The organism is Oceanisphaera arctica, from assembly GCF_002936955.1.
In the GTDB taxonomy this organism is placed as follows: Bacteria; Pseudomonadota; Gammaproteobacteria; order Enterobacterales; family Aeromonadaceae; genus Oceanimonas; species Oceanimonas arctica.
In genome coordinates, this window is sequence record NZ_MPZM01000008.1 from 18,389 (window position 1) to 44,007 (window position 25,619).

Genomic DNA, 25,619 nt, shown 5'->3' on the forward strand with positions numbered 1-25,619 from the left:
CCTAGCTTTGCAGAACGGAAGACACGAGTAACTGGGTATAGGGATGCTGGGGATCGTCCAGCACCTGATCGGTGAGCCCGGTTTCCACCACCCGGCTTTGCTTCATCACCATCAGCCGGTGGGCCAGCAGGCGGGCTACCGCCAGATCGTGGGTAACGATGATCACCGCCAATCCCAGCTCGGACACCAGACGGCGCAGCAGATCCAGCAGGCGGGCCTGCACCGACACATCCAGCCCGCCGGTGGGCTCGTCCATGAAGATAAGCCTGGGGTGGGTCACCAGGTTGCGGGCGATCTGCAGCCGCTGCTGCATGCCGCCGGAGAAGGTCACCGGCATGTCGTCGATACGGTCGGCGGGAATTTCCACGTCCTGCAGCCACTTCAGCGCCTGCTCGCGGATGCTGCCGTAATGGCGCTGGCCAACCGCCATCAGCCGCTCGCCGATGTTGCCGCCGGCCGATACCCGTGGTCGCAGACCGTCGAGCGGGTGCTGGTGTACCACACCCCAGTCGGTACGCTGCAGCTGCCGGCGTTGGCTTTCGGCCATGCGGTACAAACTGACTACCTGCTCCAACAGGCTGCCGGCGCTGCCACGCAGATACAGCACTTCACCTTCGTCTGGCGCCAGGCGGCCGGAAATGGCCTGCAACAGGGTACTCTTGCCCGAGCCGGACTCCCCCACTATGCCCAGCACTTCGCCCGGATAAAGGTCGAAGGAAACCTCGGTAAAGCCCTTGCCCGGAGCATAGAGTTTGCTCAGGTTCTCTACCGACAGCAGCGGCTGCTCCTGGACGTTGACGGTCACCTCTTGCGACGTCATAAGGGACTCTCCCGCGATAAATTGGGTGTGTTGATTCATGCCTGTTGCTCCAGCTGCTGGCGACAATAGTCGGTATCGGAACAGATAAAGACCCGGCTGCCCTGATCGTCGGTCACCACTTCATCGAGGAAGCTGTCGGTGGCGCCACAGATATCGCAGGGCTCGTCCCACTGCTGCACCTCGAAAGGATGATCCTCGAAGTCGAGGCTCTTTACCCGGGTATAGGGAGGAATGGCGTAGATGCGTTTTTCCCGACCGGCGCCGAACAGCTGCAGGGCCGGCATCATGTCCATCTTGGGGTTGTCGAACTTGGGGATCGGCGAGGGATCCATGATGTAGCGCTCGTTGACCCGCACCGGATAAGCATAGGCGGTGGCGATATGGCCATAGCGGGCAATGTCTTCATACAGCTTGACGTGCATGATGCCGTACTCCTCCAGGGCATGCATCTTGCGGGTCTCGGTCTCTCTCGGCTCGATAAAGCGCAACGGCTCGGGGATCGGCACCTGATACACCAGGATCTGGCCCGCCTGCAGCGCCGTTTCCGGGATACGGTGCCGGGTCTGGATCAGGGTCGCTTCCGTGGTCACTTCGGTGGTGTTCACCTCGGCCACCTGCTGGAAGAAGGAGCGGATGGACACCGCATTGGTGGTATCGTCGGCACCCTGATCGATCACCTTGAGGGTGTCGTCACGACCGATCACCGCCGCCGTCAGCTGCACGCCACCGGTGCCCCAGCCGTAGGGCATGGGCATTTCCCGACCACCGAAAGGCACCTGATAACCGGGGATGGCCACCGCCTTGAGCAGAGCCCGGCGGATCATGCGCTTGGTCTGCTCATCCAGATAGGCGTAGTTGTAGGTATATTCCTGGTTTTCCGCGCCGTCGGCGCTACTGGTTTGGTGAGAGTGAGTATTCATCATGCCTGCTCCCCTGCCTGGCTGGCCGCCAAGCCATGCTCCTGTTCGTATTCCCTGCGCATCTTGCGCAGCAGTTCCAGTTCGGCCTGAAAGTCCACGTAATGAGGCAGTTTCAGGTGGGACACGAAGCCCGAGGCCTCCACGTTGTCCGCATGAGCCAGCACAAACTCCTCGTCCTGGGCCGGGCCTGCCACCTGCTCGTCGTACTCCGGCGCCTGCAGCGCCCTGTCCACCAGCGCCATCGACATCGCCTTGCGCTCACCGAAGCCGAACGTCAGGCCGTAGCCTCGGGTAAAAGCCGGCTTCTGCTGCTTGCCGCCGACAAAGCCGTTGATCATCTGGCACTCGGTCAGCTCGATATCGCCAATCTCGATGGCAAAGCCCAGCTCCTCCGGCACCAGTTCCAGTGTCACTTCCCCGGAGCGGATCTCACCGGCAAAGGGGTGGTTGCGACCATAGCCGCGCTGGGTGGAATAGCCCAGCGCCAGCAGGAAGCCCTCGTCACCGCGCACGAGCTGTTGCAGCCGGGCAGAACGATCACAGGGGTAGGTCACCGGCGCCATGGTCACGTCGGCCGGCGTCTGGCCGTCGTCGCTTTCCGTCACCATCAATTCCAGTTTTTCGAGAATGGCCGATACCTGGGGGCAGACCTGTGGCTCGGTCACCACCGGCTCGGGCCCCGGATGCTCACCCTCGGCCAGCAGGGCAAAATCCAGCAACCTGTGAGTGTAGTCATAGGTCGGACCCAGCACCTGGCCGCCGGGCAGATCCTTGTAGGTGGCCGAAATGCGACGCTCGATACGCATGCGGGATGTGTCGACCGGCTCGGTCACCGCCAGTCGCGGCAGCGTGGTGCGATAGGCCCGCAGCAGAAAAATGGCCTCGACCAGATCGCCGCCGGCCTGCTTGACCGCCAGCGCCGCCAGCTCCTTGTCATAGACGCCGCCTTCGGTCATTACCCGATCCACCGCACCGGCCAGTTGTTCTTCCACCTGAGCCACGCTGAGCTCCGGCTGTGCGGTATCGCCGCGACGTTTCTTCGCCTGCAGCTGGTGCGCTGCGGCAATGGCCTTTTCACCACCTTTGACTGCTACATACATGCTTACACCTCCACCCGGGTAGAACGCGGAATCGCAACCAGCTCGCGGTCACAGACAAATATCAAATCGATGCCCAGCGGCGAGGACAAATCCCGCTCGCTCAGGAAGCGAACCAACGCCTGCGGCAGGCTGCCCAGCCGGACAGGTCGCCGCTCGGGAATGCCCGGTCCCGACAGCACCAGCTCCGGCCCCGCCGCCAGGGAGTCGGTTTCGATCACCAGGGTTGCCCCCTGATCCGGGTATTCTTCACAGCCCATCGGCAGGGACTGCAACACGGCTCCACAGGCCGCCAGATCGGCCTGCGATAGCACCGCAAAGTCCGCGCCCGACGCCTGTTCAACCAGCGGCGCCGCCACATGAAAGCGCAGGTTGTCGCATGCCGTCTGATCCTCTCTCAGGGTCGACGACAACCAGAGCCGGGTGCTGCTATCCGCCAGGGTCAGCAGCACCTGTACGGTACCGGCGCTCAGGTCGCCGAACTCTCCGGCCCGATCCAGCTCGACCCGGGTGCCCGGCTCGGACATGGCAGTCAGCAGACGACGAAAACAAGCCTGGCTGTCGTGAATGGCATCCGTAAATGCCGTGGTGATACCGGTCATCAGTCTTCTCCTCGCACCATGGTAAAAAAGTCTACCTTGCTGGCCGCGACTTCCCGGCGACGCAGCTCTTCCTGCTCGACTCTCGATGCCGCCAGCGGCGCTATCAGCCCCTGGCTCAGCTGTTCATGAGCGTCCCGGGTCTGCATCAGTGCATCGATCACCGCTGCCAGCTCCGCATGACGCTTGTTGCGGCCACGAACATAGCTGTAACCCAACTCACCGCCGGCCAGCTTGACCACAGCACGGGTAATGGTGGTGTCGCCCAGGTTGAACAGACTGCCCGTGGCGCCCATCCGCGCCCTGACCTGTGCCAGACCGACTTCCGGCGCCCGGATAAGCTGATATTCGGGTGTCAGTGCCTGAGCATGCCAACCGGCTTCCAGCTCGGCCCAGGATGCCCGGGCCAGTACCGACATCCATTGTTTTCGTTGTGGTGTATTCATTCAGTGCTCCACGACATATTCAATTAAATCGGAACGGGATGAGCTCACGGAAAACTCCGCAATCTGATCCGAACCCCTGAGCTGATTCCTGGTTTTAATTCGCATCACCGGAACCGACTTGTTTATCTGCAATAAACGGCACTCTTCATTCGAGGGCGCCCTGGCACTTAACCTGGTTGATTTTCTCTTCAACTCCAGCTCGAGTGTTTTTCTTAAGAAATCGTGTAACGAACCCTGGCGGAAATGCCTTAATACCGACCACCAGTCCGGGTTACTCAAATAATGATTAATCACACAACGAGGAATACCTTCCGTTTTCCTCAGCGTCTGTATATGAATAATCTTTTGCTCTTGCTCTACCTGTAATTCCATTGCCAGCTTGCTATTCACCGGTATCAGCCGGGACTTGATTACCTGGCTGCTGGGCAGGGAGCCCTGTTCCAGCAAGTTGCCGGTAAAGTGGGCCCCATCATGCAGTCGGTACAGATGCGGCTGCCGCAACACCATGTTTCCCTTGCCCTGATGCCGCTGAACCAGGCCGTTGGCCACCAGTTCATCGATGGCGCGCCGCACCGTATGGCGATTAACCCGGAAGCGTTCGGCCAATTGCATCTCCGGCGGCAGGTATTCGCCCGGCCTGAAATACTGCCTGATATCCGATTCCAGCTGCCGACTGATATTCAGATATATCCGCATTTCAATTCCTCTAACCGTTATTCCTGATTTACTTACCGACATCGTTAATCCATACGATCTTGTCTAGACAAATCCGGTTAAATAAATCAGATGTATTTCTTGCGAATAAACTGCGACGCAAAGTCGAGCAGACTGACCGTTACTATCACCACCAGCATGATGGCGGCCGTCTGTTCGAACTGGAAACTGCGAATCGCCTCCCATAGCAAGACCCCGACCCCGCCTGCTCCCACCATGCCGACCACGGTGGCGGAGCGGACATTGGACTCGAAGCGATAGAGCGAGTAGGAGATCCATAGCGGCATCACCTGGGGTAGCACGCCATAGATAATCTCTTCCAGCTTGCTGGCCCCGGTGGCCCGCACGCCCTCGATAGGCCCCGGCTCTATGGCTTCCACCGCCTCGGAAAACAGCTTGGACAGCACGCCCGTGGTGTGCACGAACAGCGCCAGCACCCCGGCGAAGGGCCCTAGGCCGACCGCCACCACAAACAGCATGGCGAACACCATTTCATTGATGGCCCGGGCCGCATCCATCAGCCTGCGCATCGGCTGGCAAATCCACTGGGGAAACAGATTTTCGGCACACAGCAGGCCGAACGGAATCGACAGCACTATCGCCAGCAGGGTGCCCCACAGGGCCACCTGCAGGGTGACCAGGGTCTCTTTCAGGTACAGCTGCCAGTGGGTAAAGTCCGGCGGAAAAAAACCGGCGGCCAGCTCGGCCATGTTGCCGGCATCCCGCACCAGCACCATGGGGTTCATTTCCGCGCCCTGCCAGGCCCAGGCCAGCACCAGGGCAAGCAGCCCCCATTTGGCCAGCTGCCATAAACGCAAGCTATGGCCAGGCTGATTAACGACGTCAGTATTCATATTCATAGTCTCCGATGACCGCAAGAGGCCGGACATACCGGCCTCTCATCGGTAATTAGTTGGCCATGGCCGACAGGGCGGACATCTGACGATTCAACGCCGCCAGCTGCATTTTCACCTGGGCGATCTCCTCGTCATCGGCCTGATTGTTTTCCAGCTCTTTCAGATCCTTGAACAGCTGCAACTGACGGATAGGCAGCAGTTGCAGATCACTGGACGGGCTGAACGAGGCCCACTGCAGTGTTGCCAGGATTTCCTGCTGCTGCGGGTCACCGGACTGGCCATAGTTCATGAAGAAGTCGTATACCGTCTGCTTGGTGGTTTCCGGCAGGTTCTCACGCCAGACGATGGGATCGGCGGGGATCAGCGGCGACTTCCACAGCACCTTGATGTTTTTCACCTTTTCCGGGCTGTGCTCGGCGAAGCGTTCCAGACTTTCGGTGTTGTTGGTGGCCACATCCACCTGCTTGTTCAGCACGGCGAACACATTGATCTCGTGGCTGGAGTTCAGGGTGCGCTTGAACTCCCGAGGAGAGACCTCGTTCTGGGCAAACACGTAATAGGAGGGCACCAGGAAACCGGAGGTCGAATTGGGATCTCCGTTGCCGAACACCAGCTCCTGGCGTCGGGCCAGCACATCGTCAACGTTGTTGAGCGGGCTGTCCTTATGAGCGATAAGCAAGCTCCAGTAACCGGGCTGACCATCGGCCCGCACCGTCTGGGCAAAGATTTCCCCCCCGGCCCGATCGACGGCTTCCATCGCCGACTTGTTACCCAGCCAGGCAATATCAACCTTGTCAAAACGCATGCCCTGAATGATGCCGGCGTAATCCGGAGCGAAGAAGGCTTTCACCTCCACACCCATCTGTTGCTCCATGTCGGCCAGGAAGGGTTCCCAGTGCTGCTTGAGGTTCTGCTGGGATTCGGTGGAGATGATGCCGAAGTTGATGGTCGATAGCGGCGTATCGTCCGCCATGGCAGGCGTCGCCACCACGGCGGCCAGCAAGGTAGCGCCACCCACGAGTTTTTTCAGTGCATACATCATGACAGTTGTCCTTGAATTGAAGCGGATACAAAAGCAGGGTTGGGCCGTAGCGGTCTGGTTGCCAGGGCCGGAATGGTGGCAGTGGCCGGAGCCTTGGTGTACAGCGCCGTCAAAGCCTGTTCGGTAATGTCGGCCGCCGCGCCCTGGTAGAAGATTTCCCCTTCCCGCAGGGCGACCAGCTGCTGACAATACTTGAGTGCATAATCGACCTGGTGCAGGGTCACAACCACGGGAATGCCTTCCTGCTCGTTGATGTCCTTGAGCAGCTCCATTACGGTGCGCGCCGATTCGGGATCGAGCGAGGCGATGGGCTCGTCGGCGAAGATGATGCTCGCCTTCTGCATCAGCGATCGGGCGATGGCCACCCGCTGCTGCTGACCGCCTGACAGGGTAGAGACCCGCTGATCGGCAAAGGACGCCATGCCCACCCGTTCCAGCGCGGTCATTGCCTGTTGGCGTTGGTCCTGGGTAAAACAGCCGGTCAGGGTGCGCCATTTGGCGGTACTGCCCAGGGCGCCGATCAGCACATTGGTCAGCACGCTCAGGCGATTGACCAGATTGAACTGCTGGAAGATATAACCGGCCTGGGCACGGCAACGGCGCACCTGAGGTGCCGCCTTGCCCCGCGATTGCACCAGCTGACCCATGACCCGAATTTCGGTCGCTGGCAGATGATCGGAAAACACCAACCCACTCAGGTGGCGCAGCAGGGTGGACTTGCCCGAGCCGGACGGCCCCAACAGCGCCGTGATCCCCGGATGAGAAACTTCCAGGCTGACTTCCTTCAGCGCCTTCTTGTGGTCAAAGGTCTTGCTCAGACTCTTGATCTCGATGATCTTGTTCATTGCCAGCAGCCTCACATTGGATTCGTGGGCCATACTGCTGGCAGCAGATGACGGTTTTATTGAGGAATTAAGTCAGAAAGGTGTCAGGTGGGGACTGTTATAGCTGGGGGTTGTAGGGAAGTGACTGTTATTAAAGATATTAAAAACGGCACCTAGCTGGGGGCACCAACTTGTCTAGATAAGACATTCAGAAAAGCTTCATCATTGGCAATGCTCGCATCAAGCGATTGATACCTATCACATTAAACAACCGATCGGTCTTCATCCCGAACAAAGGGCCCGCTCCACCGACCCGCTTCAAGCACATCCATGTGACGCTCAGCACATGACATCTGACCGCCAGGGACGGCGGGAATGCCAACATAGCAGGAGCATTTGTTGGCCCTGTCATGTGATGGTCGGTAGAGCAGATCCCTTTGTCCTCCTTGATACTTCGGCGTCGCCTGTTGGTGCAGTCTGCAGGCAACTCGGTATTCCAGAAGAGGTAGCAGAGCCAGCCTCCCCTGACCGTGACATGCCAAGGATGGCATGTCCGAGCTTACAGGGATGTACTCGTAGCGTGTCGAGGGAGGTGGCTGTGTTGCCTCTGGTCTGGGGCCTCAATATGACCAGATAATTACTGGGATTGGTATGAGCTGTTAACGCACCTTGTAAAGGTCGGGCACAGGCCAGAAACGACGAGGCCGCCCATGGGGCGGCCTCGTTTGTTCCGTTACTGACGTAGGTTAAGGGTCAGCCCTGCAGCACCTTGTCCAGCGCCTGCTCGAAGGTAGCGACGGTGCGCTCCACGTCCTGCAGTTTGTCGAGCCCGAACAGGCCGATGCGGAAGGTCTGGAAGTCGGCCGGCTCGTCACACGCGAGCGGCACGCCCGCGGCGATTTGCAGCCCTTCGGCGGCAAACTTGCTGCCGCTCTTGATGCCTGCATCCTCGGTGTAACACACCACCACACCGGGGGCGGCAAAGCCGTCGGCGGCCACACTCTTGATGCCCCGCTCGGCCAACGCCGCCCGCACCTTGTCACCCAGCTGCTGCTGACGCAGCTTCATCTCGGCAAAGCCCAGGCCGCCAGTCTCATTGATGGTATCGCGGAACTGGGTCAGGGCGTCGGTCGGCATGGTGGCGTGGTAGGCATGACCACCCTGCTCGTAGGCTTCCATGATCTGCAGCCATTTCTTCAGATCACAGGCGAAGCTGCTGCTCTGAGTCTGCTCGATGCGCTGGCGTGCCAGCTCGCTCATCATCACCAGGCCGCAACAGGGAGAACTGCTCCAGCCCTTCTGGGGAGCGCTGAGCAGAATGTCGACGCCGCATTCCTTCATGTCTACCCAGATAGTACCGGAGGCAATACAGTCGAGTACGAAGAGGCCACCCACCTCGTGCACCGCCTCGGCCACCGCCTTGAGGTAGTGATCCGGCAGTATCATGCCGGCGGCAGTTTCCACATGGGCAGCCAACACCAGACCCGGCTTGTTGGCTTTTATGCTGGCAACCACTTCTTCGATGGGGGCCGGCGCCATGGCCGCTTGCGGGCCTTCCTCGACAGTGCGGGCCTTGAGCACGGTTTCCGATGCGGGTATCTTGCCGGCCTCGAAAATCTGGCTCCAGCGATAGCTGAACCAGCCATTGCGAATGATCAGGCAGTCCTGATCGGTGGCAAACTGACGTGCCACCGCCTCCATGCCGAAGGTACCGCTGCCGGGCACCACGACCACCGAATGGGCCTGATACAGCTCCTTGAGACTGGCGGAGATATCGCGCATCACCTGCTGAAAGCGCTGCGACATATGGTTCAGGGATCTATCGGTATACACCACCGAATATTCCAGCAGGCCATCGGGGTCGATATTGGGCAGTAATCCGGACATAATTACCTCTTGGTCAAATAACTGATACAAAAACGCCATATATGAGTCAGCGGCCAGCGCCGGCAAACAGACCTTCCGCACCAAGAATGGCACAGGTGAACCCGAAGAGGCGAGCCCATTATGAGTCCGCGCGGTATCTGACCGGTGTTGCGCAGCCGGAACGGCCACCCGAGCGTGAGTTCTTAATGATGCCCAATCTGTCGGTACATAACAAATATCTAATAGATAAGAACCAGATTATCTTTCTATAACAGCATAGATAACTACAGCGTCAGCACAAACTCGATACTTTAAACCAGGATGACAACTCTCTATGAACGAACAATTCAGTCTGGAAGGACATGCCTTCATTCCCCTGCACAACCTGCTGAAAGTACTCGGCTGGTGCGACTCGGGCGCCATGGCCAAGATGGTGATCGATGAAGGGCTGGTACAGGTAAATGGCGAAATAGAAGTGCGAAAGCGCTGCAAGATAGTGGTTGGTCAGTGCGTCAGCTTTAACGGACAAGAGGTCGAGGTGACCGAATAACCACCATGAGCGGCGCCGTTCAGGCGCCGCACATGGTTGAAGCTACTTCCTCCTTTACAGTACCTTTTCCTCTTACAGTTCCTTTTTTTTACAATACCTGGGCCGCGATCCAGCCGAACAGGATCAGCGGGATGTTGTAGTGCATGAAGGTGGGAATCACCGAGTCACGAATATGGTCGTGCTGACCATCCACGTTCAGCCCGGCGGTGGGGCCCAGGGTCGAATCCGAGGCGGGTGAACCCGCATCGCCCAGGGCACCGGCGGTCCCCACCAGGGCGATGGTCGCCATGGGAGAGAAACCGAAATGCATCGCCATCGGTACGAAAATGGCCGCGATAATCGGCACGGTAGAAAACGATGAACCGATACCCATGGTGATAAACAGACCCACCAGCAGCATGACCAGCGCAGCCATGGCAGGGCTGTCACCGATAATATCGGCCGCACCGGACACCAGCTCGGGAATGGCACCGGTCGCCTTCATCACACCGGCAAAACCGGCGGCGGCAATCATCACGAAGCCGATAAAGGCCATCAGGCGCATGCCCTGGGTGAAGACGTCGTCCTGATCTTTCCATTTGAACAAGCCGTTCATCGACAGCACGGTAAAGCCCAGCAGACCGCCCAGCACCATGGAACCGGTCCACACCTGCACCAGCAGGGCACCGCCTACGGCCACACCGAGCACACATAACTGCAGAACAGACAAGCGACGAGGCTCCTCATCCTGCGGCTCGCTGCCGGCAACCGGCTGGTGATATTCAACATGCTGATAGTCACGGGGTTTGCGATAGCTGAAGAACACGGCGATCAGCAGACCGACCACCATGCCCAGGGCCGGGATCAGCATGGCCTTGGGCGCCATGTCGTTGGTGACAGCGATACCCAGGCTTGCACCGGCTTCATTGACATTCTGGGTGAGAATATCGTTGAGGAAGATGGCACCAAAGCCGACCGGGGCAATCATGTAGGGAATGACGATACTGAAGGTCAACACGCAGGCGATGATGCGTCGGTCCAGCTTCATCATGTTCATCAGGCCCAGCAAGGGCGGGATCAGCATGGGAATAAAGGCGATATGAATCGGCACTATGGTGTCGGCAGAGAAACCGATCACCACCAGGGCTGCATAAATACCCCATTTGACATACTTCAGCCGGGTCGCATCCTGGCTGGCTCCGATAAGACGCAGGGTTTTACCGGCAATCACATCGGCAATGCCGGTGCGTGACAGCGCCACCGCAAAAGCCCCCAGGGTGGCCGACGCCAGCGCTACCACGGCGCCACTGCCCAGACCACCGTTAAAGGCCGCCGTAATCTCCGCTATCGGCATGCCGGCATACAGGCCGCCAACCACCGCCGACACCACCAGGGCTATCACCACCGGCACCCGGACCAGGCTCAGCACAATCATTATCAATACCGCAAGTACAATCGTATTCATGACACCTCCATGTCGTTTTAATCACAACAGCCGCCAGACCCCACCACGGGGCCACACCTGACTCCTGTGCAACCGGTTAGGTTCATGCCCGTAGCACAACCGAACCGGATAGTACTCACCAAAAAACAGATTTAAGCTACCGAACTGTCAGGCTGTTCGGCGTAAAACGAGAGCGCTCTTGAAGCCGCTCCCGCTCACCGACATCAATCAGGCTGTCAGCCGACCGTAAAAGGTCATGCGGGCCGTTTCCGACAGGGCCACGTTAGGCTGGTTGTTGTAGGCCAGCACCACCAGCATGCGGGTGATATCGCCCTGGGTCGGGGTTACCCGGTGAATGGCGTTGCGACCGCGGAACAGCACCAGGGCGCCCGGCTCCATGCTCAGCTGCTTGACTTCAACCTCGCCCTTGAGCACCCGCTCCACGCCTTCGTAGTTCATTTCGCCCCGATCTGCGTCGCGCATGTTTTCCACATACTCGAACACGCCGCCGCCGGCAGGCTTCTGGATCAGCAGGGTGGTGGCGAAGGAAGAGTTGTCGAAGTGCCAGCCCAGCTCTTGTCCTTCGCTGGCATAGTGCAGGTTGATGGAAGACAGGGGATCGGCATATTCATAGAGCTCTTCTTCCAGCACATCGCCCAGAAAATCACGGAACGCTTCGGCGTTGTACATGATGCGCAGGGGAGAATCTTCGCCGATAACATCATCGGTAATACAACCCTTGGAAGAGGTCACCTTCTGGTTGCGCGGGTGATCTTCGCCGAAGGCCGGGTCAGACTCCGCCAGGTAGACGTTATGCTGCTTGGCGGTGTAATAGGCCTGGTGCTGTTTTTCCAGTCCCTCCTGCTTGACCTGCTCCACGGCCTCGGGCTTCATGAAACCCGGCAACACCAGGGCGCCGGTACGGGCCAGGGTATTGCGACACTCGGCACGGAAGTCCTGGTCATCGATGGGATAAGCAGCCAGGTCGAGAATGGTATTCAGTGTGCTCATAACGTATTGCTCCGGTCAGTCGGATAACGGATGTGGTCTGTGCATACACCATATAAAACCCCGGCGACCGGCAATAGCGATATAAAGTTAATGATGTGTTAACCAAATTTAACCTTTTTGGTATACAGCCATGCTTGACCCTGCCTCGTCAGAGCCGCATGATCAGGCACCCGCCGGATGGTGCCGGATAAAAACAGTAACGAGAGATGTAACATGGAGCAGGTCTATCACCACCGACTACCCAAATTAAGTAACATACTGTCATTTGAAACCGCCGCCAAAACCGGCAGCCTGGCCAGCGCCGCCGAGTGCCTGTGCATCACCCCCGCGGCGGTCAGCCAGCAAATCCGCCAGCTGGAAGAACACCTGGGGGTCAAACTGTTTGTGCGATCCAAAAGCGGCGTCGAGCTGACCGAACCGGGGATCAGCTATCTCGCCTTTGCCCAGGAAGCCTTCGAAACCCTGCGCGTGGCCCAGCAGAACATGGCCCAATATCAGGGTGATCACACCCTGACCCTCACCGCCCTGCCCGCCCTGGCATCCCGCTGGCTGATGCCGCGCCTCTATCAATGGATGGACAGGCATCCGGAAATCGATCTTCGTATTCAGGCCACCCACAGCCTGACCGACTTCAATACCAACCCCACCGACTTCTACCTTTCATTCGGGGACGAGCATTATCCCCAGCAGGACAAGATAGAACTGTTTCGTGATTCGGTGATCCCGGTTTGCAGCCCCGGCCTGCTCCAGGCCCCAGCGCCGCTGGACAACCCGGAACAGCTGTTCGACTACCCCATGATCCATGTGGACTGGGGACGTGACGGGCGTTTTCTGCCGGACTGGAGTGAATGGCTGCTGGCGGCCAACATCACCACCCGACCGCCCAACCCGGGGCCTTCGTTCAATCTGTCGGCCATGGCGATAGACGCCGCCGTCGCGGGCCGGGGGATCTTGCTGGGGCAGCAATCGCTTATCCGCGAAGAGCTGCAACAGGGCAAACTGGTCGCGCTGTCATCGCTGGCACTGCCGCTCAACAAGTCCTACTTTCTGATTTATCCCAAACGCATTCTGAACAAACCCAAGGCACAGGAACTGCTGGACTGGCTGCGACAACAGGCCGATAGCGACCGAACGTAACACCAGTGACATTAAGCATCTGATTATATTGAAACTTGCGGTACCAGAGGCAACACCGAGTTGTCTGTAGACGGCACCAACAGGCCACGCCGGAGCATCAAGGAGGACAAAGGGATCTGCTCAGCCGACCCTCCGCGCCAAGGATGGCGCGGCGGAGCCTACATGGAAGTATTTACGGCGAGTCGGCGGAGCGGGCCCTTTGTCCGGGATTGATATGACACTCAAGCAAATCGATTGTTATTGTTAATGGAGCTGGCGTGAAAATCAGATGTGCGGAAACCGGAAAACAAAAAAGGCTCACCGAGTGGTGAGCCTTTTTCATGAATCTGGTCGGCATGAGAGGATTCGAACCTCCGACCCCTTCGTCCCGAACGAAGTGCGCTACCAAGCTGCGCTACATGCCGTCAACGGGGCGAGAATTTACAGAAATGGCGATATTGTTGCAAGCTATTTTTAAGCGCTGGCACTATTTAGGTCCCAGCAGCCGCAGGCTCCAGTCCGACACCCGTCCCTCGGCCAGATAAGCTGCCGCTTTTTCACGCCAACTGACTGATAAACAGTCTGATTCAACCAACTCCTGTAACGCCGAACGCTCGAAGGCCTGATTGAACACAATATCGCCGACCCGCCTCACCGGCATCTGCGGACAGGGCCTGTCGACCAGTGTCATTTCGGCCTCCGGACTCACTTCGCCTTCTTCCAGTACCCGCAGCAACCAGCCCGTTCGACCATTGGCCTGCACCAGTACCGAGAAAAAATCATAACCGAAGCGGGCATTGAGCTTGTAGCAGGGCGAACGCGGCTGGCTTATCTGGATCAGGGCTTGGTCCAGCCGGTAGATATCTCCGATGCAGGCCTCCGTTTCCTGCAGACCAGTGCCGGAAATATTCTCGCCAAACGCCCCCGGCGCCAGCAGCGCGTGCGAACCGGTCAGCCCCATGCCCTGAAACCAGCTGCGCCAGAAGTCGTAATGCTCTCGCGGGTAGTAATGCAGCGCCCGCTCGGGCCCACCGTGAAAATGGCCTGAGACCTGAGTATCGTCACTCAACCCGGTCAGGCTGCAGAATTGCCGGGTATTAACCGGTCGTTTATCGATGGCACTGCTGATGTGCGGGTTCAGCATGGCCGGCTGGCCCGCCAGTATCTTCACATGCATGATGACCTCCCTATGGCCCTGAAAACAATGAGATTAAGGAAACGTCCTGTCAGGCAGGCGGATTCAGTCTATAACAAAGTATGGGCTCACTCATTACGGGATCATCAAGGATCGACCGCCATGAAGAGATTGCTGCTATCGCTGCTCGCTCTGTTCAGCCTGTCTGCACAGGCGGCATTGACGGTCAATATTCCCCTGCCGGAGCCCGCTCCGCCCCTGTATCCCTACTATCGGCAATTGCTGGCCCTGGCGCTGGAAAAGAGCGGCGAAGACTTTACCATTCATCAGATAGTGCTGAACGAACCCCTGCAGCGGCTGGCGCAGAGGTTGCTCACTGGCAAACCGATTAACCTGCTCTGGATGGGCACCTCTGACAAATACGAGCAGGCGCTGCTGCCGGTACGGGTGCCGCTGCTGCGCGGCCTGTCCGGATTTCGGCTACTGCTGATCAACCAGACCCGGCAACAGGAATTCAGCCGGGTGCAGAGCCTGAGTGAGCTGGCGGCCTTTACCGGTGTGCAGGGCATCGGCTGGAGCGATATCGATATTCTCAAGCAGGCGGGACTGAACATCAGCGCTGCCCCCCAAGACACCATTCTGGACATGCTGAACCGTAACCGGCATGTGGATTATTATCCGCGCGGCCTGGTGGAGGCCCAGGTCGAGCTGGTCGTCGCCACCGGGCAATATCCGCTGCTGATGGCCGAGCCCCGCTTGCTGCTGCACTATCCCTTCGCCATCTACTTTTTCGTCAGCCCCGAATATCCCGCGCTGGCCGAGGCCCTCGAGCGGGGACTGGGCCGGGCCTACATGGATGGCAGTTTCATGGCCCTGTTCGAGCAGTATCCACCGATCCGCGCCAGCCTGCCGGTGCTGCAACAGCCGCGGTTACGACTGGAGCTTGCCAACCCCTTCCTGACCGACGCCACCCGCCGGATACCGGCGCAGTACTGGCACCCGGCCGCCCGGCCTTGAAAAACAGCCGCCGGCTGTTCACTATCATTGAGTCATGATCCTCAATGGAGTCACATCCGGTGAAAATCGCCTTTTTCAGTAGTCAGCCTTATATGCAACACCCCTTCGACGAGCACAATCGGGACTACGGCTTCGACATCACCTGGTTCGACGCCCGACTGGAAGCACACACAGCAGCGCTTTGCCGGGGTTTTGATGCGGTCTGTGTCTTCGTCAACGACAAGCTGGATGCCGACGTCATCAACACCCTGGCCTCGGCCGGCGTCGGCATCATCGCCCTGCGCTGTGCCGGCTACAACAATGTGGATCTGGAGGCGGCCAGCGCCGCCGGCATCCAGGTAGTGCGGGTGCCGGCCTATTCGCCGGAAGCGGTAGCCGAGCACACTGTGGGGCTGATGCTGACCCTCAACCGCCATATTCACAAGGCCTACCAGCGCACCCGGGATGCCAATTTCTCGCTCAACGGCCTGGTCGGCTTCAACATGCACGGCAAGACTGCCGGCATCATCGGCACCGGCAAAATAGGCATGGCCACCCTGCGCATCCTGCAGGGCCTGGGCATGACACTGCTGGTGCACGACCCGGTAGAAAACCCCGAGGCGCTGCCGCTGGGCGCCCGTTACGTCCCCCTCGAACAACTGTTCCGCGAAGCCGACGTGATCAGCCTGCACTGTCCGCTGCTGCCGGAAAATTACCATCTGCTGCGCCACGACAGCTTCGAACAAATGAAAGACGGCGTCATGATCATCAACACCAGCCGGGGCGGCCTGCTCCACGCCCAGGACGCCATCGCCGCCATCAACAGCGGCAAAATCGGCGCCCTGGGGCTGGACGTTTATGAGGAAGAGGAAAACCTGTTCTTCAGCGACAAGTCCTGTGAAATCATCCATGATGACACCTTTCATCTATTGTCGACCTATCCCAACGTGCTTCTGACCGGCCATCAGGCGTTTCTGACTCACGAGGCGCTCGCCGCCATCGCCCACATCACCCTGGACAACCTGCAACGACTGTCCCGCAACGAACCTTGTGATAATCAAATCAATTAAGGAGTCTTTATGAAAACAACCCTCGTCGCCGCCACTGCCCTGCTGCTGACCGCCTGTAGCGGCGGCCTCAAGGTGGTCGAATCCGACCTGCAGCATCACCACTGGAATCTGACCGCCATTAACGGCACCCCCGTCGACCCGGAGATCAAGTCGGATCTGGAAATTGCCGAGCACTTCACCATCAACGGCATGGCCGGCTGTAACCGCTTCTTCGGCAGCGCCACCCTGGAGCAGGGTCGCCTGAAAGCCGATCCCCTGGCCAGTACCAAGATGGCCTGCGGCCCGGCGGCGCAGCAAGTGGAAACCGCCGTGCTGCAAACCCTGGGCGAGGGCGCTACCGTCAACAACCAGGGCCAGCAGCTGGAGCTGGTCGGCGAGCAATACACCCTGACCTATCAACTGGCCGACTGGATGTAACCATGATCGAGCACTTTCTGATCTGCCCCACCTGTCAGGCCAAGAACCGGGTTCCCGGCGAACGGCTGCAGCAGACGCCTCAGTGCGGTAAATGCAAAGAATCCCTGCTGCCGCCCCAACCGCTGACACTGGACGGCCCCAAACTGGATCGGCTGCTGGCGAACGAAACCCTGCCGCTGGTGCTCGACTTCTGGGCCCCCTGGTGTGGCCCCTGCCAGAGCATGGCGCCGGTGTTTACCGCCGCCGCCGGCGAGGTGAGTGGCCGGCTGCGGCTGGCCAAGCTGGATACCGAGGCCCATCAGGCGGCGGCATCCCGCTTCGGAATTCGTTCCATCCCTACCCTGGTCGCCTTCAAGCAGGGCAAGGAAATCGCCCGCCAGTCCGGCGCGCTGTCGGCCGGCCAACTACGACAGTGGCTGCAGAGCCTGCCGGTGTAAAGGGTAAGACAAACAGGCGCTGTCCGAGAAAAAAGTCTGAGGAAGAAATTGAGCAGGCGATCATGGATTATCAGACCGGCAAACTGGTATAAGGAGGTTTTTATTCCTGTGGAATGCATGATGGATCAACTCGAACAACAGCGCCTGGCGCGCATCCTGAATCAGACGCTCAGCATCGCCCTGGTGGGAGCCTCCAACCGACCGGAGCGGGCCAGCTATCAGGTGATGGAATATCTGCTGCAACAGGGGTATCAGGTTCATCCTATCAACCCGCAACTGGCCGGCGCCATCATCCTCGGTCAGACCTGTGTCGCGGAGCTGGACGAGCTGGACCAGCCGGTGCAGCTGATCAACGTATTTCGTCGAGGGGAGTTTGCCGCCGATATCGCGCTCGAGGCCATAGAGCATGACGCCCTGTGTCTGTGGCTGCAGGAGGGGGTTCAGAGCACGGCGGCAGCCGAATCCGCCGCCGAGGCCGAACTGGAATACGTCGAGGATCTCTGCATCAAGAAGGTACACCGGCAACTGCTGGGCTAGCCGCCATATCCATTCCAAACACAACAAAGGGGCCAAGGCCCCTTTGTTGTGTTTGCTTTACTGCCATCAGTGCTGATGGTGCTCTTGCGGCTCTGTCGGCTCCGCATCCACCGCTACTTCCACCTCTATGGTACCGGCCTCTTTGAAATGCAGGGTCAGCGGAAAGCGCTCGCCGGCGGCCGGCACCTGCTTCAGACCCATCAGCATCAGGTGATGGCCGCCAGGCGCCAGCGTCTGCTCGCCACCGGCCGGGATCACCAGCTCGTCCAGCTGGCGCATCTTCATCAGGTCGCCGTCCTTGATGTGGGTATGTATTTCCACTTTTTCCGCGACCGGGCTCTCGGCGCTCAGCAGCACATCTTCCGCCTCACCCTGGTTGGTGACCGTCAGGTAGGCCACGCCGGTGGTGGCGACCGGCGGCAGCGGCCGGCTCCAGGGATGGCCGATATCCAGATCACCGCCATGATAGCTGTGGGCAGAAACCACCGCGGATCCCAACAACAGGGCCGTGGCCAGCAGGGTGCGTAATGGTGCCATTTTTTTATTCCTTTCAGACGATTAGGATCCGTTCATTGTAAGTAAGTTGCCGGCAATTTCCATCCGGCATTACGCCATCGGCACCCACAAAAAGGCCGGGGCATCAGCCCCGGCCTTCAATACCAGAAACAACTTCTCTGTGTCGGCTTAGCTGGCCACATCCGCGGCCTTGGTGACGGACACATCTTGCGTATCGTCCGCCGGACTGTCTTCCGCCCGTTTGCCCAGCACTCGCAGGCCCATCGCCATGGCCAGGGCACAGATGGCGATACCCAGCCACCAGGGCAGACCATAGGCCACCGGCACTATGCCGAACAGGGTGGCGATAACGCCCACGAAAAGCGCGTAGGGCAACTGAGTCCGCACATGCTCAACCAGGCCACAGCCGGAGGCCATGGCGGCCAGCAGCGTGGTTTCCGCCAGCGGCGAGCAGTGGTCACCCCAGACGGCACCGGCCAGCACCGCCGCCACCGAGGCATAGAAGAGGTGCATAAACTCGGGGTCACCGGCCAGCCCGTGATGCAGCAATACCGCCCAGGCCAGCGGCATCATGATACCCATGACGCCCCAGGACGAGCCGGTGGCGAAGGCGGTAAAGGCCATCATCAGTATGGTGATCGGCAGCAGCATGGATTGCACCCCCTCGAACCAGTAATGGGCGGCTTCGTCCATGCTCAGCAGTCGCTGCGCCTGGGTCATGATCAGCGCCACCAGGGTGCTGAGCAGAGAGCCCCACATCATGGCGGTGAAAGAGTCTCCATTGCCAAACACATCACGCAGGCTGTACTCGGCGGGGTGGCCCAGCTCTTCCATGCCGGTATACCAGTGCCAGCACGATGGCCAGCAATGCCGGCACCACCGACATCCAGGCGGCAATGGCCGGGCTGCCCGTAAACAAGTCATACAGAAGCTGGCCGACCTGGTCGAGCAACACGCCGAAGAGCTGGCTCTGCTCGAGACCCTGGACATGGGCAAGCCCATCGGCGACAGCCTGAATGTGGACCTGCCCGCCGCCATCAACTGCCTGCGCTGGAACGCGGAAGCCATCGACAAGGTGTACGGCGAAGTGGCCCCCACCGGCACCGACAGCCTGGGGTTGATCACCCGAGAGCCACTGGGAGTGGTGGCCGCCATAGTACCGTGGAATTTTCCACTGATGATGTCCTGCTGGAAAATCGCCCCGGCGCTGGCCGCCGGTAATGCGGTGATCCTCAAGCCCTCGGAAAAGTCACCGCTCAGCGCCATTCGGCTGGCGGCCCTGGCCCGGGAAGCCGGCATTCCCGACGGTATCTTTCAGGTGTTACCGGGCTTTGGTCACACCGTCGGCAAGGCGCTGGTACTGCATCCGGACGTCGACGCCCTGGCCTTTACCGGCTCGACCCAGGTCGGCAAGCTCCTTACTCAGTACGCGGGCGAGTCCAACCTGAAGCGCACCTTCATGGAATGCGGCGGCAAGAGCGCCAACATCGTCTTTGCCGATGCGGGGAATCTGGACAAGGTGGCGAGGGAAGCCGCCCAGGCCATCTTCTTTAACCAGGGCGAGGTGTGCATCGCCGGTTCCCGCCTGCTGGTGGAAAACAGCATTCGCGAGGAACTGGTCGAGCGTATCATCACCTACGCCAAAGACTGGCAGCCGGGCAATCCGCTGGATCCGGCAAGCGCCATGGGCGCCATCGTCGATGCAACCCAGCTCGACGGCATCCGCAGTCATGTGGCCAGGGGCATAGAGCAAGGTGCCCGCCTGCAAGTCGGCGGCGAGCCGGTGCTGACCGACGGCGGCGGTTGCTACTTTCCGCCGACGGTGTTCGATCGGGTCGACAACCATCAGGCCCTGGCCCGAGAGGAAATCTTCGGCCCTGTGCTGGCGGTAATCGGCTTCGACAACGCCGATGAGGCGATTGCCATCGCCAACGACTCACCCTACGGGCTGGCGGTGTCGGTCTGGACCCAGAATCTGGACAAGGCGCTGAACACGGTGCTGAACACGGCGCGGCGACTGGAGTCGGGGCAGGTTTATGTCAACAACTACGCCGGTGGCGACATGACGGTACCCTTCGGCGGGGCCAAGCAATCCGGCAACGGCCGGGACAAGTCGTTGCACTCGCTAGCGGAATACAGCCAGATCAAGACCACCTGGATTGCCCTCGGGAGCTGATACCAAACAAATGATCTATTTCATTTCTGTGTAAACGTCGGACAAAGGGCCCGCTCCGGCGACCCGCTCAGGTAAATGACACTCACAGTTTCAGCCCACTGCGAACATTCACTGGATGTTCGGTCAGGCTGAAACCGTTCGTCACGGCGAGACAAGCTCGCCCCCTCTACGCTCAACACATGATATCTGACCGCCAGGGACGGCAGAAATGCCAACATAGCAGGAGCACTTGTTGGCCCTGTCATGTGATGGTCGACGGAGCAGATCCCTTTGTCCTCCTTGATACTGCGGAGTCGCCTGTTGGCGCCGTCTGCGGGCAACACGGTGTTCAGAAAGCAGGATAAACAAATCGGGCTCCTTCATGGAGCCCGATTTTTGTCTGTTCAGAAATGCTTGGCGGGGGTCGAGCAGCTCACCATCCGGCAGGGCTGATCACTGTTATTGCGAAACCGGTGTGGTTGGGTGGTAGAGAAGTAATAGCTGTCGCCTTTCTGCAGTACCCGCATCTGATCGGTATTCTGCAAATCCAGGGTAAAAAACTCCCCCACCGTCATGGGGATGCCATCGAGGATTTTCTTCAGCGAACTGACCGAGGGGCTGACCTTGCCCTGTTCGATCAACGACAGGCTGGAGTGGGTCACACCGGTGCGCTTGGCCAGTTCCCGCTGGGAAATATTACGCAGCGTACGCACCGCCTTCAGACGGACACCCACATCACTGGACATATCATCACTACCTTGTTGTTCCGCTGTCGTCATATCGTTACGCCAATAAAAGAGGGGGGGGGTTGTGCGCCTTGCATTCTGCAGCAAGGTCAAATAATCCGTAAGTGAATGACAGTCGCGGGCTGCAGCAGTTTTCCACCTGTATAGAAGTTAATGCCAGAGGAGAGTTTTATTGAATTATATCCGCCAGAACAGAATGGAATGATAAGGCGGAAAATGGATACCATTATTTAGCTCAAGATATACAACCGAATATTCAGGCGGTGACCAGCAGCTCAAGAAAGGCATGGATGGGCATCGGCTTGTGGTATTTGAATCCCTGCAGATAATTACAGCCCTGATGCTGCAGCCAGGCTTCCTGCTCACTGTTTTCCACCCCTTCGGCCACCACATTCAGACCCAGGCCCCTGGCCATGCCGAGGATCGACAGGGTAATGGCGCAGTCATCCGGGTCCTGGGGGAGATCCTGGATGAAGGAGCGGTCGATTTTCAGCTTGGTGAACGGCAGGCTCTTGAGTCGCAGCAGCGAGGAATAGCCAGTGCCAAAGTCGTCGATGGACAACTTGATGCCCATGCGCACCAGTTCTTCCAGCGTGCGCCGCAGGACTTTGGAGTCTCCCTTGATGGCATCTTCGATCACCTCCAGCTCCAGTTGCGCGCCAAGCACCTGATAACGCTGGAGTCTTTCCCATACTTTATCCGCCAGCAGGGGATCCATGATGGAGTCGGCAGAGAGGTTCACCGCTACCGGTGGCATCGGCAAGTCCTGTTCACGCGCGGCCTGAATATCCCGGCATACCCGCTCCAGCACCCAGAGATCCAGACTGGCGACAAGTCCCGCCTCGTAAGCCAGGGGCAGAAACTCCGCCGGCGACATAAAGCCCTGAGTCTCATGCTGCCAGCGCACCAGGGCTTCGGCACTGACTACAGAGCGACCGTCTGCGGACATGATCGGCTGATAAAACACACTCAGGCCATCGTTGGCGATGGCATCGGTCAGCTGATTTTCCAGTAGAAAACGCGCCTTGGCGGTGGTCGAAATATCCTGATTGTAATACTGGGCCTGACGCCGACCGCAGGCCTTGGCGTGATACATGGCCGACTCGCTGTGACGAAGCAGGGTGGACACATCACCGCCGTCATTGGGGAAAAAGGAAATGCCGATGCTGGCACTGACCTGGACTTTCTGCTCCCCTATCCGGATGGGATAATTGACCGTTTCCAGAATGGCATCCACCGCCTCGTCCATAGTGCCGCTCCCCGGCGGAAAACGGTAGATCATGGCGAACTCGTCTCCGCCGACCCGCGCCACCATCTCCTTGCCCGGCAGCAGCATGCCCCGCAGCCGGGCCGCCACTTCGCTCACCACGGCATCACCCACCTGCTGTCCCATACCATTATTGATGGCGTTAAGCCGGTCGATATCGAACCACAACAGGGCAAAAGATTCCTGTGCCTGCTGCTCAGTCAGCTGCTGGATATGATTACGCAGCGAGCGCAGGTTCAGCAGGCCGGTAAAATCATCATGATGGGTAATGTAGTCCAGCTCTTTGCGGCTTTTCAGCCATGCCTCGTGGGTATTGATGAGGCTGATGGTATCGGCAACGGCCGTCACGCAGGCGATATCGGCCAGGCTCCACTGGCGTTGTTGCCGGCTTTCCAGGCAAATAACGCCACACAAGCGGTTGCCATCAAAGACAGGAGCATCCAGCATCGACGCCACACTCTCTTTTTCATTCACGTAATACGGATGAAAAGAGCGGGTGCGAGGATCGGCGCGTACATCATCGGTACAGATGATTTCGGCGGCATCCAGCGCCGAGAAATAGATCCCGTGCTGGTCCCGACTCAGGCTGAAACCAGGATCCCGGTTATCCGTGGCCCGGGGATAACGCAACGCACGATCAAGATGGTTACCACAGAGGCTAAGCGTCCAGATGCTGACATTGTCGACTTCCAGCAGCTCGCCACAGAGGGCGCTCAAGGCTTCCAGCTTCTTGTGTTTGTCCTGCCCGATGAAATCCCGGCCATACAACAGCTGCGTCAGGGCCTTGTGATAACCGAAAAAGGTCTGAATTTGTTCCACAGTTAGTCCGTTAGCTGCTGAGATGCCACTCTATAATGGCAAACCCAATTGACACTGTCCATGTGCATTCCGACTTCAATATGAAAACCGTCGACGCCCGCAAAATTTTCATAACATTTTGTTTTAAATCAGATTGATGGCGTATTAATACCGACAGAAAAAATGGCGGCTGACATGAGACCAGCCGAGACGAGGGCCCGTCATCGGCAAGGGATCGAGGCGTTGCGGGTTACTCTTCGCGCACTATGGTCACCTGGCTGAAACCCAGCTTGCGGAAGTATTCTTCGCGAAAGTCCTTCATGGTCTTGCGGTCGTTGCGGCTGACATTGGCCACCTGACTTTCCATGCGATGAAACTCGGTCAGATCCACCCCTTCCGCCGTTGCGATCGCGTCATAAACGCTGTGGTGCTTGTCATTGGCAAAACCGATTTCTTTTTGCTGCTTGTTATAGAGGTAACTGATACGAAAAGCCATGGTGGTATTCCCCGGAAAAATGCCATTGTCGCCGCAACCGCCATACCGACTCAAGCCCAGTTCCCCTTGATGCGAGTGGATTTTCAGCGGCTGGCACCATCCGTCGGCCAGGAATGACCCATACGGCACGACTTTATCGGTTTCACAGACCCTGGGCACTTCGCAAAAAAATACGTTAAGATGTTGTCATTATTCATTTTTATGGTGTAAACCCGGCCCGTGATCAGCGTTGAACGTAAAGATGGCTTCGCCCTCAAGATATCTCGTATCCTGCGGGAGGCGACCGAGCACCGGCTGGATATTTACCTCTTTATTCCCGGCGAACTGGGGCTGAACACCAATGTGGTGCCGGAAGAAGAGTTTTACCACGGCGCTATTCACGTACAACGCACCTACTTCAGCGACCAGCCGCTGCTACCCCTGGTACACAGCCGTCTTGCCCGCCGGGGCAAGCTCACCACAGAACAATACCGACTTAGCCTCAGCCTCTATGCCTATCAGTATGTAGTGGGGCTGGAGCAGTCCAGTCACAAATTGCGTAACGAAAAAGACGGTGCCAGCCAGGAAGCAATAGAAGAGGTGATCGCCCTGGCCCAGGATATTCTGCGCCGCCTGCGCCGTAACGTGCCCACCGATCAGACCCTGCTCAAGTACTACGTCAATATAGACAACTATCTGTCCTGGTTTACCGAGCAGCGATTGTTGTCGCTGGTGGCCCACCTGCCCCGCAGTGGCGACTACAAGACAACCAAGTCACTGCTGCTGGAAATCTGTGATATCGAGCGCCAGCATCGTGACAAGCAGCAATATAACTCCAGCCACACCACGGAGGCGCTGTCGCGTATTTCCAACAAGATGCGACTGCTGCGCAGATTGATCGAATATCCGGTCACGCTCAAGGAGAAAACCCGGGAGCTGGGCGGAGGCGAGCAGAAGCTGCTCAAGGCGGGGGTCACCGCCGTGGTGATGACCTCGGTGTCGCTGGCCGCCTACGAGGTGCGCGAAACCCTGGGCGGCATCTCGCTGATGGTCATCTTCGCCCTGGCCCTGCTCTATGCACTGCGTGAACTGTTCAAGGACGACTTGCGCAACACCCTGTGGCGCTGGCTGCGCAAGGGGCGTCCCAAGTGGCGACGGCAGTATTTCGATGTGCACAGCACCCAGCTGGTGGGTCGTCAGCTGGAGTGGTTCGACTATCGTCGCCCCTCCCGGCTGAGCGAAGAAATTCTGGCGGCACGTCACGCCAACGTGAGCCAGCGGGAAGAAGTGGTCATGCACTACGGCAGTCACTCCCGCATGCTGCCCACCCGCTTTCTGAGTGGCTACGAACAGACCCGCGAGCTGCTGCATCTGGATTTGAGCTTGCTGTCCAAACTAATGGAAAAAGGCTCGCACCACGTCTATCAGCTCAAAGAAGGCCAAGTCTCCCGTCAGCCGGTGGAAAAGCGCTATCTGATCAACCTGGTCACCCGTGAAATCCAGGGCCAGAAGCCGCCGGTCATCCAGCGCTGGAAGGTGGTGATGAGCCGTTCCAAAATCGTGGAAATAGAAGAAATCCCTCAGCGAAAACCAGCCGGTTCTCCTCCGGAAACATAACTAGATCCCCCCTTGCCCGCTTCGCCAGACAGCGTAAACCGGGCGACTAAACCATCGACGCTCACCATCTTGGCATGATTAATGCTGGTTATTTAATGTGAGCGACGTCACAAGACGCCTCGCACCATTCTGGACAGACAACAACAGTATTGCACCATAATAATGCTG

General features: G+C 58.6%; 27 protein-coding genes and 1 tRNA gene. 9 read left to right on the forward strand and 19 right to left on the reverse strand.

Going from position 1 to position 25,619, the window contains the following annotated elements:
• Position 1 precedes the first annotated feature (1 nt).
• From phnK to UN63_RS05550, 10 genes are all read right to left on the reverse strand, one after another.
• Complete coding sequence (phnK, locus tag UN63_RS05500) at positions 2-820, reverse strand: phosphonate C-P lyase system protein PhnK (protein ID WP_104485857.1); 819 nt, start codon at positions 818-820, stop codon at positions 2-4.
• A gap of 35 nt (positions 821-855) precedes the next feature.
• Positions 856-1,743: an alpha-D-ribose 1-methylphosphonate 5-phosphate C-P-lyase PhnJ gene (locus UN63_RS05505; protein ID WP_280530380.1), complete on the reverse strand. Its 888-nt coding sequence runs from the start codon at positions 1,741-1,743 to the stop codon at positions 856-858.
• A complete protein-coding gene (locus tag UN63_RS05510) occupies positions 1,740-2,840 on the reverse strand; it encodes a carbon-phosphorus lyase complex subunit (RefSeq protein WP_104485786.1) in 1,101 nt (366 codons plus the stop codon). Before UN63_RS05510 ends, UN63_RS05505 begins: the two co-directional genes overlap by 4 nt.
• A gap of 2 nt (positions 2,841-2,842) precedes the next feature.
• Positions 2,843-3,439, reverse strand: a complete 597-nt coding sequence (gene phnH / locus UN63_RS05515) for a phosphonate C-P lyase system protein PhnH (protein ID WP_104485787.1) — start codon at positions 3,437-3,439, stop codon at positions 2,843-2,845.
• The gene (gene phnG, locus UN63_RS05520; RefSeq protein ID WP_104485788.1) at positions 3,439-3,882 is read right to left on the reverse strand and encodes a phosphonate C-P lyase system protein PhnG; all 444 of its coding nucleotides are present in this window, start codon (positions 3,880-3,882) and stop codon (positions 3,439-3,441) included. Before phnG ends, phnH begins: the two co-directional genes overlap by 1 nt.
• Positions 3,883-4,578 carry a phosphonate metabolism transcriptional regulator PhnF gene (phnF, locus tag UN63_RS05525; RefSeq protein WP_104485789.1) on the reverse strand — a complete coding sequence of 232 codons (696 nt, stop codon included), beginning with the start codon at positions 4,576-4,578 and terminating at the stop codon, positions 3,883-3,885.
• Positions 4,579-4,664: 86 nt separating this feature from the next.
• Positions 4,665-5,450, reverse strand: coding sequence for a phosphonate ABC transporter, permease protein PhnE (gene phnE / locus UN63_RS05530; RefSeq protein WP_104485790.1), 786 nt, complete (start codon positions 5,448-5,450; stop codon positions 4,665-4,667).
• A gap of 55 nt (positions 5,451-5,505) precedes the next feature.
• Entirely contained in the window at positions 5,506-6,495 is a 990-nt protein-coding gene (gene phnD, locus UN63_RS05535) for a phosphonate ABC transporter substrate-binding protein (protein ID WP_104485791.1), read from the reverse strand.
• Positions 6,492-7,340: a phosphonate ABC transporter ATP-binding protein gene (phnC, locus tag UN63_RS05540; protein ID WP_104485859.1), complete on the reverse strand. Its 849-nt coding sequence runs from the start codon at positions 7,338-7,340 to the stop codon at positions 6,492-6,494. The genes phnD and phnC overlap by 4 nt, the downstream gene beginning before the upstream one ends.
• A gap of 732 nt (positions 7,341-8,072) precedes the next feature.
• Positions 8,073-9,206, reverse strand: coding sequence for an aminotransferase class V-fold PLP-dependent enzyme (locus UN63_RS05550; RefSeq protein ID WP_104485860.1), 1,134 nt, complete (start codon positions 9,204-9,206; stop codon positions 8,073-8,075).
• A 313-nt stretch (positions 9,207-9,519) separates the two neighbouring features.
• Between UN63_RS05550 and UN63_RS05555 the strand changes: the two genes are divergently transcribed.
• The gene (locus UN63_RS05555; RefSeq protein ID WP_104485793.1) at positions 9,520-9,735 is read left to right on the forward strand and encodes an RNA-binding S4 domain-containing protein; all 216 of its coding nucleotides are present in this window, start codon (positions 9,520-9,522) and stop codon (positions 9,733-9,735) included.
• Between the two features lie 88 nt (positions 9,736-9,823).
• Here the strand turns inward: UN63_RS05555 and UN63_RS05560 are convergent, their stop codons facing one another.
• Positions 9,824-11,179, reverse strand: a complete 1,356-nt coding sequence (locus UN63_RS05560; RefSeq protein WP_104485794.1) for a Na+/H+ antiporter family protein — start codon at positions 11,177-11,179, stop codon at positions 9,824-9,826.
• Positions 11,180-11,386: 207 nt separating this feature from the next.
• Positions 11,387-12,169, reverse strand: coding sequence for a HalD/BesD family halogenase (locus tag UN63_RS05565; RefSeq protein WP_104485795.1), 783 nt, complete (start codon positions 12,167-12,169; stop codon positions 11,387-11,389).
• A 213-nt stretch (positions 12,170-12,382) separates the two neighbouring features.
• On the opposite strand from UN63_RS05565, the gene UN63_RS05570 reads away from it, so the two are divergent.
• Positions 12,383-13,306: a LysR substrate-binding domain-containing protein gene (locus tag UN63_RS05570; RefSeq protein ID WP_104485861.1), complete on the forward strand. Its 924-nt coding sequence runs from the start codon at positions 12,383-12,385 to the stop codon at positions 13,304-13,306.
• 327 nt (positions 13,307-13,633) lie between these two features.
• Here the strand turns inward: UN63_RS05570 and UN63_RS05575 are convergent.
• Both UN63_RS05575 and UN63_RS05580 read right to left on the reverse strand, forming a co-directional pair.
• Positions 13,634-13,710 (reverse strand) — tRNA-Pro (locus UN63_RS05575).
• Between the two features lie 62 nt (positions 13,711-13,772).
• The gene (locus tag UN63_RS05580) at positions 13,773-14,462 is read right to left on the reverse strand and encodes an MOSC domain-containing protein (RefSeq protein ID WP_104485796.1); all 690 of its coding nucleotides are present in this window, start codon (positions 14,460-14,462) and stop codon (positions 13,773-13,775) included.
• A gap of 120 nt (positions 14,463-14,582) precedes the next feature.
• Between UN63_RS05580 and UN63_RS05585 the strand changes: the two genes are divergently transcribed.
• From UN63_RS05585 to UN63_RS05605, 5 genes are all read left to right on the forward strand, one after another.
• Positions 14,583-15,437: a type 2 periplasmic-binding domain-containing protein gene (locus UN63_RS05585; protein ID WP_104485797.1), complete on the forward strand. Its 855-nt coding sequence runs from the start codon at positions 14,583-14,585 to the stop codon at positions 15,435-15,437.
• A gap of 59 nt (positions 15,438-15,496) precedes the next feature.
• Positions 15,497-16,486 (forward strand): 2-hydroxyacid dehydrogenase, encoded by a 990-nt coding sequence (locus UN63_RS05590; RefSeq protein ID WP_104485862.1) that lies wholly within the window; start codon positions 15,497-15,499, stop codon positions 16,484-16,486.
• A gap of 9 nt (positions 16,487-16,495) precedes the next feature.
• Positions 16,496-16,903, forward strand: coding sequence for an META domain-containing protein (locus UN63_RS05595; protein ID WP_104485798.1), 408 nt, complete (start codon positions 16,496-16,498; stop codon positions 16,901-16,903).
• A gap of 2 nt (positions 16,904-16,905) precedes the next feature.
• Positions 16,906-17,340 carry a thioredoxin TrxC gene (trxC, locus tag UN63_RS05600; protein WP_104485799.1) on the forward strand — a complete coding sequence of 145 codons (435 nt, stop codon included), beginning with the start codon at positions 16,906-16,908 and terminating at the stop codon, positions 17,338-17,340.
• A 117-nt stretch (positions 17,341-17,457) separates the two neighbouring features.
• On the forward strand, positions 17,458-17,877 hold the full coding sequence (locus UN63_RS05605; RefSeq protein ID WP_229793528.1) for a CoA-binding protein: 420 nt from the start codon (positions 17,458-17,460) through the stop codon (positions 17,875-17,877).
• Positions 17,878-17,943: 66 nt separating this feature from the next.
• On the opposite strand, the gene UN63_RS05610 is transcribed toward UN63_RS05605, so the two are convergent.
• Positions 17,944-18,414 (reverse strand): copper chaperone PCu(A)C, encoded by a 471-nt coding sequence (locus UN63_RS05610; RefSeq protein WP_104485800.1) that lies wholly within the window; start codon positions 18,412-18,414, stop codon positions 17,944-17,946.
• A gap of 147 nt (positions 18,415-18,561) precedes the next feature.
• Positions 18,562-19,227: a Na+/H+ antiporter NhaC family protein gene (locus tag UN63_RS05615; protein ID WP_229793527.1), complete on the reverse strand. Its 666-nt coding sequence runs from the start codon at positions 19,225-19,227 to the stop codon at positions 18,562-18,564.
• Here UN63_RS05615 and UN63_RS05620 point away from each other — a divergent pair.
• Positions 19,226-20,569, forward strand: coding sequence for an aldehyde dehydrogenase (locus UN63_RS05620; protein WP_229793526.1), 1,344 nt, complete (start codon positions 19,226-19,228; stop codon positions 20,567-20,569). The two genes, UN63_RS05615 and UN63_RS05620, sit on opposite strands and share 2 nt — an antisense overlap.
• 383 nt (positions 20,570-20,952) lie before the next feature.
• Here the strand turns inward: UN63_RS05620 and UN63_RS05625 are convergent, their stop codons facing one another.
• The 3 genes from UN63_RS05625 to UN63_RS05635 all read right to left on the reverse strand — a co-directional run bounded on the left by UN63_RS05625 (position 20,953) and on the right by UN63_RS05635 (position 23,855).
• Positions 20,953-21,294 carry a helix-turn-helix domain-containing protein gene (locus UN63_RS05625; protein ID WP_181068187.1) on the reverse strand — a complete coding sequence of 114 codons (342 nt, stop codon included), beginning with the start codon at positions 21,292-21,294 and terminating at the stop codon, positions 20,953-20,955.
• A gap of 256 nt (positions 21,295-21,550) precedes the next feature.
• On the reverse strand, positions 21,551-23,380 hold the full coding sequence (locus UN63_RS05630; protein WP_104485802.1) for a sensor domain-containing phosphodiesterase: 1,830 nt from the start codon (positions 23,378-23,380) through the stop codon (positions 21,551-21,553).
• 229 nt (positions 23,381-23,609) lie between these two features.
• On the reverse strand, positions 23,610-23,855 hold the full coding sequence (locus UN63_RS05635; RefSeq protein ID WP_104485864.1) for a DUF2960 domain-containing protein: 246 nt from the start codon (positions 23,853-23,855) through the stop codon (positions 23,610-23,612).
• A 219-nt stretch (positions 23,856-24,074) separates the two neighbouring features.
• Between UN63_RS05635 and UN63_RS05640 the strand changes: the two genes are divergently transcribed.
• On the forward strand, positions 24,075-25,451 hold the full coding sequence (locus UN63_RS05640) for a hypothetical protein (protein ID WP_104485803.1): 1,377 nt from the start codon (positions 24,075-24,077) through the stop codon (positions 25,449-25,451).
• The last annotated feature ends 168 nt before the right edge of the window (positions 25,452-25,619 follow it).